The following is a 13085-nucleotide window of genomic DNA, read 5'->3' as shown; positions in this document are numbered from 1 at the left end:
GTCGAGCAGTTCTTCATCTCGCTTGATGAACTGCGTGACAAGGCGCTGCAGGAGATCGACAAGGTCGAGTGGCTGCCGGCTTGGGGGCGCAATCGCATTTACGGAACCGTGGAAGCTCGTCCGGACTGGTGCATCTCGCGTCAGCGGACCTGGGGCGTGCCACTGCCGGTGTTTTTCAAGGATGGTAAGGCCGTACTTTGTGCGAAGACCGCGCTCAAGGTCGCGGACCTGGTGGAAAGTGAAGGGACCAATGTTTGGTTCGAACTCGGCGACGAGGAACTCTGCGAGCGGCTTGGTTTGGAGAAGGGGCTGACGCGTTGTCGCGACACGCTTGACGTCTGGATCGATTCCGGATGTTCGCACGTGGCGGTGATGGAGAAGCGCCCCGAGCTGACCGTTCCGGCGGATCTTTACCTTGAAGCGACCGATCAGCACCGCGGCTGGTTCCAGAGCTCGCTGATGATGAGCGTCGGCTACCGCGGTGTGGCACCTTACAAGACCGTGCTGACGCATGGCTTCGTGGTCGACAAGGACAAGAAGAAGCTTTCGAAATCCGAGGCCGAGAAGGCCGGCAAGCCGATCGATGCGGCCCACTATTACAACAAGTATGGGTCGGACATCGTCCGGCTGTGGGTGAGTTCGGTCGACTGGCAAACCGAGGTGCCTTTCGGTGAGGACCTCTTCAAGCAGGTCGCCGAGCCCTATCGTCGTTTGCGCAACACGTTGCGGATTCTTCTTGGAAACCTCGATGGCTTCGATCCGGAGATGGACCGTGTGGCGGCGAGCCACATGCCGCTGCTCGATCAGTGGATCCTTGAAAGGCTGCATCACGTGGTGGGCGAGTGCCGCAAGGCCTACGAACGCTATGAGTTCCGCAAGGTCTTCAATGAGTTGAACCAGTTCTGCGCGACCGAACTCTCTGCGGTCTACATCGATGCCACCAAGGATCGGATGTACTGCGATGCGAAGAACTCGGTTCGCCGTCGTGCCAGCCAGACGGCGATGTACGATGTCTTCAGTAGCCTGAGCCGCCTGCTTGCACCGATTCTTGCCTTTACCGCTGATGAAGCCTGGGAGTTCGCACCCTTCACCGAAGGTAGCGTGCATGAGCAGGACTTTCCCGAGCCGGATCCGAGTTTCGCTGCGGGCGACGCCACGAAGAAGGTCGGTCGCTTGCTGGAAATCCGTCACGACGTGCAGACCGCGATCGAAGAACAAGTGCAGGCCAAGGCGTTCAAGAAGAACAACGAGGCGGCGGTGAAGCTGGTGGTGAAGGAAGGTGAGCCCGTCTATTCGCTGCTCAGTGACCGCGAGTTTGCCTGCGAGTTTTTCATCGTTTCGGATTTCGATGTTTCGGCTGGATCGAAGTTCAAAGTGGCGGTGACGAAATCGGATCATCCGATGTGTCCGCGCTGCCGCAGGTATGAGCCGCCTGGTTCGAATGAGCTTTGTGGTCGCTGTGAAGAAGTGCTTCAAACGGTGTCGCGTGCTTGAAGAATGAGGCGGCGGCAATTTCCAATGCTCAATTTTTCCATGTCAAAACGGAGGTGCGGTCTGCGACCGGTCAGATGAAAAAAGGATCAATTGTGCCGTGGTTGCTGGGGCTGACCCTGCCGCTCTACATTTTGGACCAGGTGACGAAGTTCTGGGTGGTGGACCGCTTTGTGCCGCCCTGGATCGATGCACCGCGTGATCAGAAGATCATCGAGGTGATCCCCGACTATTTCAATCTGGTGCGTGTTCACAACCAGGGCGTGGCCTTCGGCATGGGGAATGGCACCGAGTGGGCGCCGCTGGTGTTTCCATTCATCTCGCTGACGGCTTTCGTGCTGATCGGACTGGGGCTCAGGAAGAACTTTTTCATTGGTAAGCTGGGCCTGCTCGCGGTGTCGCTGCTGCTTTGCGGGATCATTGGAAACCTGACCGATCGTCTGGTGCAGGGGTGGCGTCTCGAGGAGTTGCAGGGCGCCAGTGTCTGGGAAAAGTTCAAGGCGGGCTATGTGGTCGATTTTCTCGACTTCACGATTCCGTTCATCAACTACCGCTGGCCGTCCTTCAACGTGGCGGATTCCTGCATCTGCGTGGCAGCCGTGATTCTCTTCATTTCCGGTTGGAAGGAAGAGAAGAAGGATTGAGATTGCCGGGAGCGCCGGTTTGCAACCGGCAATGGGGGACCTGTGGCTTGGTTGATTCGTGCCGGTTGAAAACCGGCGCTCCATGAAAGGCATTTCGATCTGCGGTTCTTGCAGAAACCTGTCACAATTTGGTCGGCTCGGATCAATGGAGGGTGAAGAGTCATGCAAGCTGCCACCGTCATTGAGTTTCCCGTCATGGACCGAAACCGATTCACCGATCTGATCCGTGGACATCATCTGGGTTTGGTGGCTTATGCCACCGCGCTGGTGAAGTCCGAAGCCGCCGCCCGCGACCTGGTGCAGGATTCCTGCGTCGCGGCGTGGCAGAGTTTGGAGAAATTCGATGTCAGTCGCGACTTCGGCACCTGGATGCGGGGGATCGTCCGCAACAAGTGGCGTGAGCATTGCCGGAAATACAAACGGGAGGTGGCGCTGGATGAAGAGACGCTTTCCCGCTTGGAGCAACCATTTGAGGTCTCCTCGGAGGATGCGGATCTTTTTGCCCGTCTTGCCGAGTGCCGCAGCAAGCTGCCGGAGCCGATGGCGGAGGTGGTAAGGGTGATTTACGATGAAGGCCGTACTTCGGATGAGGCGGCAGAGATTTTGGAAACCAAGGCACCTGCCTTGAGGAAGCGACTGGAGCGGGCGCGGGAAGCGCTGCGTTTATGCCTTTCGCGCTCAAACTAACAACGAACCAATTTTAGAGAGATGAAACCGGAAGATCAATTGATGGACGCTTTGCTGAAGGAGCAGGCGAGGAAGCGTGAAGCCGACGAGGCCTTGCTGGCGGGCATTGATGCCGCGCTGGATGGTGAGCCTAAGAAAGAGTCGTCGAAGTGGAAGCGGGCGATGCCGCTGTCGATCGCTGCGTTAGTGGCGTTGACGGCGGCGGGGGTTCTCACCATGCAGACCAACTTTTCAGTTAAGAAGGCGAAGAAGACGGGTTTGGCCGTGAATGAGGGGTCTGAGATTCAGGCAATGACGATCGAGGAGAAAGCGAGACCATTTTCGGCAGCGGCGAGTAGTGACGAAATGGCTTTGTCTCCTGTAGAAGAGGGAAAGGTAAGCCTGATGGACGTGGCCGAAAGAGAGGCAGCGGCGCGTGGAACCAAAGTCTTGCCCGAGGCTTTGATCGAAGGAACTCCATCGCCGATCCGTCTGCCGGGTGCGCCCAGTGCGAGCTCAGCCAGAGTAATTGCGGCAAACACCTCAGCTCCCGCTGAGATTCCAGTTCCCGCTGGCAGCCCCTCGACACCGTTCGCTGCATTTGGAACTGAGGATGATTTTGGTGATGGATGGGCTAGCGGAGATGGTGGCGGCGGAGGTGGCGGAAATTCGTTTTTCGGGTCGGATGCTGCAGTTAAGCCACAGGTTGGCGGTGGGAGTGATGCCTCCCTTGCGAAGCGGAAATTGGACAGAACTGCGCTTCTGCCTGAACCTCGGGGGAGGATCGTTGTGCGACCTGATGCTGGCCGCGACAACTACGGCCCGCTCGTCGACCAACCTTGGAAGTCGCCATGGGACGATGCCATGTCGACCTTTTCGATCGACGTCGATACGGCGTCTTACACGAACTTGCGTCGGATGATCCGCGAGGGTCGCAGCATCCAGCCGGATGCGGTGCGGATTGAGGAGTGCATCAATTACTTCGATTACAACTACCCTGAGCCGGAAGGCGATAGTCCGTTCCGGGTGCAGTCGGTGTTGGCGACTTGTCCGTGGAAGACGGATCACCTGCTGGCCCGGGTGTCGATCAAGGGTCGGGAAGTGGCGAACAACGCGCGTCCGGCCTCGAATCTGGTGTTCCTGATCGATGTTTCTGGCTCGATGCAGAGCCCGGACAAGCTGCCGATGCTCAAGCGGGCGATGAAGCTTCTGATCGATGAACTCGATGAGCGTGATCGGGTCGGGATGGTGGTCTATGCCGGAACGGAAGGCGTGGTCTTACCACCAACCCGACTCGATCAAGAGGGCAAGTCGAAGGCGACGGCGGCTTTGGCGAAACTGGAAGCCGGTGGATCGACGAATGGCGGTGCCGGTCTCAAGCGCGCCTATCAGATGGCTCTTGAGAACATGCAGGCCGAAGGGGTGAATCGCGTGATCCTGGCGAGCGATGGGGATTTCAACGTCGGCACGACCGGTCAGGGCGAGCTGGTGGCGCTGGTGAAGGAGCGGGCGGCGAAGGGTGTGAGCTTGAGCGTGCTTGGCTTCGGCTCGGGCAACCTGAACGATGCGATGATGGAAGCGGTGACCAACGATGGAAACGGCAACTATTTCTACGTCGATGGCGATCGTGAGGCGAAACGGGTATTTCTCGACAAGTTGAGTGGCACGCTGGTGACGATTGCCAAGGATGTGAAGATCCAGGTTGAGTTCAATCCGGGCAAGGTGAAGGCCTATCGTTTGATCGGCTACGCCAACCGTGTGCTGCGGAATCAGGATTTCAACAATGACAAGGTCGATGCTGGCGACATCGGTGCCGGGCATACGGTGACGGCATTTTATGAGATTGTGCCTGTCGGAGTGGATGCGCCGGGTGTCGGTGAGGTCGATGAGCTTCGCTATCAGCGTCCGGAAGGTCGCAAGGAGCTGGTCGAGAGCGATGACTGGTTCACCTTGAAGCTGCGCTACAAGCATCCGGAAGGCGAGAAGAGCCAGTTGATCGAGACCCCGGTGAAGGGGGACGCGCTGGCTTGGGAAGAGGCGGGCAATGATTTCCGCATGGCCTCGGCCGCGGCGCTCTTCGGAATGAAATTGCGGAAGATGGACGAGGTAGACGAGGTGAGTTGGGACCGAGTGATCGAGATCGCCAAGCCGACTCTCGCCGAAGATCCGCAGGAGCAACGGGCGGAGTTTATCGAGATGTTGAAGACGCTCAAGTGATTGGAGAGCTGGACCGCTGGCTTCAGCCGGCGCGTTTTGGATGAAGCGCCGACTAAAGTCAGCGGTCCGTCTGCTAGGTTGATCGATTGGTCCGGGAGCTGCTTGTTGGAGTGAAAGCCTCTGATGATGAATGACTCAACGCCCTGACGATCTGCCTTTCCTAGCGCGGGTCGACCCGTTTCTCGGTTACGCTGAGGCCGATCTTCCGAAGCCCGAGGGTATTGCCGCGACCTGGTGGTGTGCCAAGCCGCCGATCGGAAACACGCATCCGGGGGCAACGCTGCCCTTTGGAATGGTCTCGGCCTGTGCCTATTCGGGCGCTTACGTGACGGGCTACGGGCGCTATGCCGTTTCGCTGAGCGGGGACTCGCCGCCGGTGCTTTTCGGGAAGCATGAGGCGCTGGGAATTGCTCACTTTCAGCAAAGCGGCACGGGTCGGATCAGGATGTACTACAATTACCTGCTGACGACGCCATTGGGTGACGGCGGTCTGGTGGAGCGCTTGCAGCGTTGCGCGCTTGTCGATGAGAAGGCTTGGCCGGGCTACTACGCCGGGAAGTTTGAGGAAACGGGGATTGGATTCGAGGTCGTGGCTGCGAGCCGTGGAGTTCGGCATCGCTATCATTTTCCGGAAGGGACCGAGTCGCAGGTGGCGGTCGATGTTTCGGCAGGAGGCCTGCTGATTGATGAGATGGGGAACTATCCTCAGTGGTCGAAAGTTTGGATCGAGGAGGATGGCTCTGTGGCAGGTGAGGTGGTGATGGAGGGCATCCCGCTGCACTTCTGTTGCACTTGTGAAGGAGGCACCGCTTGGTTGTGGGAAGACGATGACGTCCTCGATGGTCAGGAGTACGAACTCACGCTGGAAAAGCAGAAATATCGGCCGGATTTCGGTTTTGGATTTCGCGGTGGTGAGGCTTCGACCATGGAGCTCTGCTTTGGATTTTCACTTCAGCAGGGGGCGCGAGCGAAGGCGGGGCTGTCACTGGATTGGGATGCTTGCGTAACGGATGGGGCGAAGACTTGGGAAGAAGTGCTTTCAAAGGTCGAGGTGGAAGGAGGCACGCCCGAGCAGCAGGAGATCTTCACGACGGCGCTCTATCACTCTTGCCTGAAGCCAGCGGATTTCTCCAATGAGAACCCTTTCACCGGGAAGTCGGGGCCGTTCTTCTTCGACCTTTCGACGCTGTGGGATCTCTACAAAACGCAGCTTCCCTTGATGATGAGCCTGTGGCCGGAGCGCGCGGCGGCATTCGTCGAATTTCTCTGCGAAGTGGCGGAGCGCGAAGGCGGCTTTCCGATCAGCTACCTGATGGACAATGTGCCGGATCGTTTCTCCAAACAGGCAACGGGATTGTGCCATGCGATTCTCGAGGATGCCCGGGTGCGGGGGATCGAGGCGGATTGGGATCGGGTGCTGTCGTTGCTCTGGAAAACGAGCCAGGGCGGCAAGGGACGAAAGAGTCGATTCGGGGAGTATGCGCGGCGGCATGAAGTCGATCCGCTGTCGCATACCTTGGACATTTCCTACGCGCATTTCTGCATGGCGCGGATGGCGCGGAGCGTCGGGCACCAGTTGATCCACGATAAATCTTCGTCGATGATCGAACACTGGCGAAACGCCTTCGATCCGAAGACGGGATTGCTCAGAGAGGACTCGACCTACTACGAGGGTGAGAACTGGAACTACTCGTTCCGTTTCATGCACGACATGGAAGAGCGGATCGAACTGGCGGGTGGAGATCGGCAGTTCGTCAGCCTCCTCGACAAGTTCTTCGGCTTCTCGGAGGCGAGTCATGGTGAGCGGGTTCATCGCTTCGAGGGACTCAACAACGAGCCCGACATGGAGTCGCCCTATGCCTATCTTTACGCCGGGCGTCATGATCGAACGGCCCGAGTGGTGCGGCGCGTGATGGACTGTCAGTTCGCCACGGGACCGGGTGGTTTGCCGGGAAATGATGATTCCGGAGGGCTCTCATCCTGGTATGTCTGGAATGCCTGTGGCTTGTTTCCAGTGTGCGGCCAGCCAGTGATGCTGATTGGCAGTCCGCTGTTCGAGCGGGCGACTTTTCATCTCCCGGGCGGGGATTTCACCGTCGTGGCGGAAGAAAATTCGAGGGAGAATGTGTTCGTTCGGGAGGCCATTCTGAATGGGGTCCCAATCCGCCGGAGCTGGCTTAAAATGGAGGAATTTCTAACGGGAGGCACGCTTGTGCTGACGATGGGAAGTGAGGCTTCGGAGTTTGGCGTGACGGAACGGCCACCTAGCTTTTCACCGTGATGGCATGGTAACTGCAGCTAGTTGATGTTTAACCAAATCTAAAGATCGATGCCATTTATCAGCCAGGAAGCAGCCGTCCAGAATGCCGTATTTCTCGTTCGTGCCGACCCGATTATTTGTGGGCACTCGACTGAGGCGAGAAACCTGGCGGAGGCTGCTGTGGCGATGGGCATGGAGAACGTGCATATTGTCAGCTATCCGCTGGATACCTTGAAGGCGAGTTCCCTGCCACTGAAGCCGCTTGATACGATCAGTCCCTACTCGGCTGGCATCACGATTGATCGGCCCCAACCGATGGGCGACTACAAGGTGCTGGACGGACGTCTCGCACTTGGGATCGGTGGTCATCTCGTCGATCTGATGAACAAGCTTCCAGGGCGGACGATGTTGATGGATCTCTACCTCGTGCCCCATGGGTTGATGGTGATGCAGGCAGTGAACAGTTTCCGCATGGCGGGCACGGGTTCATCCGTTTTCACTGTGGGTGAGGCGGTGGGATCCGACATTACCAACGTGGTTGGGAATGCCCTGGCGCAAGGACGCATCGGTGCTGCGCAGATCGTCCTCTCCAACTATCTCGAACACGACCATCCGGTCGCGGTTAGTCGTTTCACGAAGGATCTGATCATCGATGCGGGTCGGCAGGTGGACGAGCATCTGGGAACCTCCTTTACCGGTCAGCTCGAGAGCCGTGTGGGCATCAGCTATCCGGCGATTGATACTCAATCCTACGTTGAAATCGAGGACCAACCGGAGCTCGTTGAATCGATTCTGGAAGACCGTGGATTGGAGCGCGATGGTTACGTCATGTTCCTTTCACGCATTGCACCGGCCAAGGGCGTCGATGATCTGATCGCTGCCTGGAAAGACTGCAAACTGCGTGGGAAGAAGAAGCTCATCATTTGTGGTAATGGTCCGTCCAAAGATAAGATCAAGAAAATGGCCGCCGAGTTCGGTGATGTGATCGTCCTTGATAACGTCAGTGATTCTGAGAAGGGCGCTTTGATGCACGGGTGCTACGCTTGGTGCCTACCGAGCAAACCGAAAACCGAATTCGTCGAGACTTTCGGGATCGCAGTCGCCGAGAAAATGCTTGCTGGTGGTCTTGGTCCGGTGATCACGACACGCACCGGCGGTATTCCGGAGGCCAGTGGAGGCCATTGCCTCGAACATGTCGCCGGTGATGTGGAAGGCTTGAGGGCCTGTCTCGATCAGGTGGCCGACATGAGCGAGGACGATCGGGCGCGGCTTTCGGCCGACGCACGCAACTTTGCGCTGAGATTTGACCGCACGGAGATTCTCGGGACTTTGCTCGACCGGGCCGTCAGCAGAATTGAAGCAGCTTGATGGCGGCCCGTAAGGAGTGAGTCTGCGAAGATCGGTGTTCCGAAGGAAAGTGCCTACGACACGGTTCGCTTGTTGGGTCGACTCTTGGGCACGGTCCTGACGGGCGGGTCGTCAGCCCAGCGGATATTCGCCATCTTCATCGATACCGATCCAACCAAGTTTGTGGAAGGCGGCAAGAATGGCGAGAGTCGGGTCATTTCTTTCGTCTTCGCCGTGTTCAATGGTCGCGGTGCTCGTTAGTCCGCGCATTGATTCGATGCTGATGACCGTGGTGCAGCCTTCGAGGTGAATCCAGTCGCCCCAGTTCTTCGCTTCATGCTTGGCTTCGAGCTTTTCTTTCTTAAGGGCGCTTACGACTTCGCGAATCGTGCTGGGTTCACTGGAATCTGGGACTTGGACAACGGTCTGCATGGGTTGGGTAGGGAGCAATTGAAGTGGTGAGGGAGAGAGCGTGGCGTGAAGGCTGATGTCTTGTCACGGATAATGCTGTGAGGAGTCTTGATTCCTGCATTCGCAAGGAAGGTAATTTCCGGTGGCTCATTTGCAGCGTTTTTCCTTGCTGCCTCAGTCTGAGATTCTTGAAAGGCCTGATCGCGAAAAGTCAGCGCTTCCAAGCCTCGCTAGCGCATCGTCGCTTTACTCAGCCGCGCGTAAAGCCCGCCTTTTGCAACGAGTTCGTCATGCGAGCCGCTTTCGACCAATCGTCCGCCTTCGAGCACGCAGATCAGGTCGGCCGAGCGGACGGTGGAGAGCCGATGGGCGATGACGAAGGAGGTCCGATCAGCGCGCAGGTGTTCGAGGGCATTCTGCACGAGGCGTTCGGTTTCGTTGTCGAGTGCCGAGGTTGCTTCGTCGAGAAGCAGAATCGGTGGATTCTTCAGGAGTGCGCGCGCAATCGATAGGCGTTGCTTTTCGCCGCCGGAGAAACGAATGCCGCGTTCTCCTGCAAGTGTATCGAGGCCTTCTGGGAGTTGGCGAACGAAGTCTGCGGCGTTGGCGGACTCCAGGGCGTTCCACAATTCCTTGTCGCTGGCGTTCTGCCTGGCGAGCAGGAGGTTCTCGCGCAGCGTGGTGTTGAAAAGGAAGCTGTCCTGAGTGACGTAGCCCGTGTGGTCGCGCAGCCATTCCTTGGATAGATTCTTCAGAGGTTCGCCATCCAGGGTGATGCATCCTTTGCTTGGCTCGTAGAAGCGGGCGAGCAGGTGGAGAAGTGTCGACTTGCCGGCACCGGTTGGCCCCACCAGCGCGATGGTCTGACCAGGAGCGGCGGCAAAGGAAATCCCTTCGATGGCGGGAGTTTCGTCGTCGTAGGAGAACGATACCTTCTCAAATTCGATCTGACCGCGAACGGATTCAAGTTTCAGTCCTTCAACCAGATTGCTCTCTTCGGGTCGATCCAGAATCTCAAAGACCCGCATGGCAGAAACCAGACCCCGATTGAAGACCTGGGTGAGGGGATTGATCTTGGAAATGGGATCGAAAATGAATCCCCAAGCGAAGAGGAAATAAAAGAGGACGCCTTCCGTGATTTCTCCGTTGAGCACTCGCCAGGCGCCAAACGCGACCATCGCGATGATGCCGCACTCCGCGAGCATCGAAATGCCGGGCCATATGATCGCCTGGCCTTTCATGACACGCATGTATTTGCGGCGCGAGACGTGGCTGGCATCTTCGAAGCGGTTCAGGGCTTCGGGTTCATCGGTATAAACTTTGATCTGCCGGATTCCGGAAAGCGAATCGTGCAATTGTGAGTGGAGGGCGGCCGAGGCCTCGCTCGATTCCCGCCAGCGCGGCTCCGAAAAACGAGAGTAGTAGTAGGTGATGAGAGCGATGATCGGAAGGGGTGCGATGGTCACCAGGGCGAGCTTCCAATCCTGCCAGAAGAGCGCGGCAAGAATCAGGGTGAACTGAAGAATGGCAGCCAGCGCCGTATCGAGCCCTTCAACGATCACGCGATCCATTGCCGGCACATCGTCGGCGACGCGACTCATCACTTCGCCCGAGGCATTCTTGTCGAACCAACGAACCGGTAGTCGCTGGAGCTTGTCGTAGAGCTCGACGCGCAGATCGTGGACGAGTTGTGCTTCGAGGGATTGTGCGGCGAGCGAGCGCAGGGACAGGAAGACCTGACGCAGCACGATCGCTCCGAGTCCGATAAGTGCCGTGGGGATCACGAGGTCGCGTCGGCCTTCCCCGATCACCACATCGGTGAATTGCTTGGCGATCGCGGGGAGGACCAGCACCAGCGCCGTGCCGATGACCGCCAACAGGAAGACCAGCACGGCGCGGGCACGGTATCGGGCGGTTCGGCGCAGGAGACGGAGGAACACGGCTTCAGCATGCAGACTGTCGATTGGAAAACCAACCGGAACTGTCTCATTGACCTGCATGGTCGCTAGCAGAGAGTCTTCTGCTCAAGAACATGGCACTACTGATTACCTACGTCCTGATTGCATTGGGATTCTCGTTCCTTTGCTCCCTGCTCGAAGCGACACTGCTGACCATCACGCCGACCACCGTGCAGACGGCGAAACAGAAAGGAGCCAAGTGGGCGATCGCCATGGAAAAGCTGAAATCGGACATCGATCGTCCACTTTCCGCGATCCTCACGCTCAACACCGTCGCCCACACCATGGGTGCGGCGGGTGCCGGTGCCCAATATGCGAAGATCTATGGCAATGGCACGGAGGCGGTGTTTGCCGGCGTCCTCACCTTTGCGATCCTGATTTTCACCGAGATCATCCCCAAGACCCTTGGTGCGCGTTATTCCAGCTTCTTCGCTCCCGGCACCGCGTGGGTTCTGCCCAAATTGCAGCTCGTGCTCTACCCGCTGGTCTGGCTCTGCCGCCAGGTGACCCGGCTCATCACATTTGGGAAAGCCAACGAGAAACCCATGCACCGCGAAGAGCTGTTGGCGGTGGCGCACTTGGGCGAGCAAGAAGGTGTGCTCAAGTCGGAGGAGGGGGCGATCGTTCGAAACATCCTTCAGCTCGGTGAAGTGAGGGTGTCCGACATCATGACGCCGCGACCGGTGATTTACATGCTGCCGCAGTCCATGAGCCTGCAGGATTTCGCCAAGGAGATCGATGGCAAGCCCTTCTCGCGCATCCCGGTCTACGGCTCGAATCGTGATGATGTGCACGGTTTCGTGCTGAAATCAGATGGTTTGCAAGCCTGCCTCAAGGACGGCACCGCGAGTCTCGAAAGCGTGAGTCGGCCATTGGAAGCCGTGCCCCAGCAGATCGGGGTCGACCGTCTTTTCCGCAGATTCCTGGATGAAGGTGCCCACGTGCTCCTGGTTCACGATGAATACGGGACCTCGGTCGGGCTGGTGACGCTGGAAGACGTGCTCGAAACGATCGTCGGGGTGGAGATCGTCGATGAGCAGGACAAGGTGGCGGACCTTCAGGTGCTTGCCCGCAAGCTTTGGGCGGAACGTGCGGGCCGCATGGGGATTCCGCTTGAGGGGATGGATTCAGGCGAGAAGTAGTCGCGCGGTCCTCCGCAATCGGATGGCCGACAGCGCTTGTCTTGAAGGGCATGCGAGGTGACCTTTGCTCGGGCCTCCATCCTCGTGGTTTCGATTCGTCTGGGGCGATATGGCAAGCGATCCACCACTGGGAAGGAGGGAGACTGGAAAAACCTCCGACCAATTCTGCGAATTGATTTTGGAAGCCTAAGCTTTTCAGAGCCCGAATCCTGTCGCGGCTGGCAGTCGGACCACTGGTTTTCAGGGGTCTGGGAGCGACGAGCGGTTTTCTCACAAAAACGTCCCGAAAGGTATTGACGGTGTGGGAAGGAAATGTAGTTTCCCCCCGCCGCACCCCACGGGACGGCACGAGAGACGAGAGTCGATCGGAAGTTGGGACCGGGCTTGCGGGCCACCCTGGCAATCTGATCGGCTTTTTAGTCCCCTCGATGAGAGATCTTTTACAGCATGGCTCGAAGGCTACGGAGGGGAAGCACCGCTGGTGCCAAGTCTCGTGGGAGTTTTTCGAGTGGAGAGGAAAGACTAAATTGTGTGCTGCATGTCGGGACTTTGAATGGATCCGATATGTGGTTGGAAGAGAAGGAAGCCCCTGTTTTCGGATGGGGGTGAAGATCTTTTCCGAGGTCAATTTTGGTTCATGGGAGCAATTCCATGGACATACGTTTTTTACGGAGAGTTTGATTCTGGCTCAGAACGAACGCTGGCGGCGTGTTTAAGACATGCAAGTCGCACGGAGAATATGAATAGCTTGCTAATTGTATTCTTAGTGGCGCACGGGTGAGTAACACGTGAGTAACATGCCTCATAGAGGGGAATAGCCCACCGAAAGGCGGATTAATACCCCATGGTCCCGCAAGGGTAAAGGTGGCTTCGGCTGCCGCTATGAGATTGGCTCGCGTCCTATCAGCTTGTTGGTGAGGTAACGGCTCACCAAGGCGACGACGGGTAG

General features: G+C 57.8%; 9 protein-coding genes and 1 rRNA gene. 8 read left to right on the top strand and 2 right to left on the bottom strand.

Annotated features, from left to right (window positions below; translation table 11 throughout):
* The 6 genes from WBG04_RS08160 to WBG04_RS08135 all read left to right on the top strand — a co-directional run.
* The coding region (locus WBG04_RS08160; RefSeq protein WP_424313913.1) for a class I tRNA ligase family protein at window positions 1-1494 on the top strand (1494 nt) is incomplete at its 5' end.
* A gap of 74 nt (window positions 1495-1568) precedes the next feature.
* Window positions 1569-2135 (top strand): signal peptidase II, encoded by a 567-nt coding sequence (locus WBG04_RS08155; protein WP_424313912.1) that lies wholly within the window; start codon window positions 1569-1571, stop codon window positions 2133-2135.
* A 162-nt stretch (window positions 2136-2297) separates the two neighbouring features.
* Complete coding sequence (locus WBG04_RS08150; protein ID WP_424313911.1) at window positions 2298-2822, top strand: RNA polymerase sigma factor; 525 nt, start codon at window positions 2298-2300, stop codon at window positions 2820-2822.
* A 21-nt stretch (window positions 2823-2843) separates the two neighbouring features.
* Window positions 2844-5018 carry a vWA domain-containing protein gene (locus tag WBG04_RS08145; protein WP_424313910.1) on the top strand — a complete coding sequence of 725 codons (2175 nt, stop codon included), beginning with the start codon at window positions 2844-2846 and terminating at the stop codon, window positions 5016-5018.
* 130 nt (window positions 5019-5148) lie between these two features.
* Window positions 5149-7299 (top strand): glycoside hydrolase domain-containing protein, encoded by a 2151-nt coding sequence (locus WBG04_RS08140; protein ID WP_424313909.1) that lies wholly within the window; start codon window positions 5149-5151, stop codon window positions 7297-7299.
* A gap of 48 nt (window positions 7300-7347) precedes the next feature.
* Window positions 7348-8646: a glycosyltransferase family 4 protein gene (locus WBG04_RS08135; RefSeq protein WP_424313908.1), complete on the top strand. Its 1299-nt coding sequence runs from the start codon at window positions 7348-7350 to the stop codon at window positions 8644-8646.
* Between the two features lie 111 nt (window positions 8647-8757).
* Here the strand turns inward: WBG04_RS08135 and WBG04_RS08130 are convergent, their stop codons facing one another.
* Both WBG04_RS08130 and WBG04_RS08125 read right to left on the bottom strand, forming a co-directional pair.
* Window positions 8758-9057 (bottom strand): hypothetical protein, encoded by a 300-nt coding sequence (locus tag WBG04_RS08130; RefSeq protein WP_424313907.1) that lies wholly within the window; start codon window positions 9055-9057, stop codon window positions 8758-8760.
* A 209-nt stretch (window positions 9058-9266) separates the two neighbouring features.
* Window positions 9267-10976 (bottom strand): ABC transporter ATP-binding protein, encoded by a 1710-nt coding sequence (locus WBG04_RS08125; protein WP_424313906.1) that lies wholly within the window; start codon window positions 10974-10976, stop codon window positions 9267-9269.
* Between the two features lie 92 nt (window positions 10977-11068).
* Here WBG04_RS08125 and WBG04_RS08120 point away from each other — a divergent pair, with 92 nt between their 5' ends.
* Together WBG04_RS08120 and WBG04_RS08115 are read left to right on the top strand one after the other, a co-directional pair.
* Window positions 11069-12136 carry a CNNM domain-containing protein gene (locus WBG04_RS08120; RefSeq protein ID WP_424313905.1) on the top strand — a complete coding sequence of 356 codons (1068 nt, stop codon included), beginning with the start codon at window positions 11069-11071 and terminating at the stop codon, window positions 12134-12136.
* A 665-nt stretch (window positions 12137-12801) separates the two neighbouring features.
* Window positions 12802-13085 (top strand): 16S ribosomal RNA (locus WBG04_RS08115); the annotation flags it as partial.

It is taken from the genome of Haloferula sp., from assembly GCF_049672945.1.
In the GTDB taxonomy this organism is placed as follows: Bacteria; Verrucomicrobiota; Verrucomicrobiia; order Verrucomicrobiales; family Akkermansiaceae; genus Haloferula.
The sequence above is the reverse complement of the archived record's forward strand: the minus strand, read 5'-3'. Positions and strand labels throughout refer to the sequence as shown.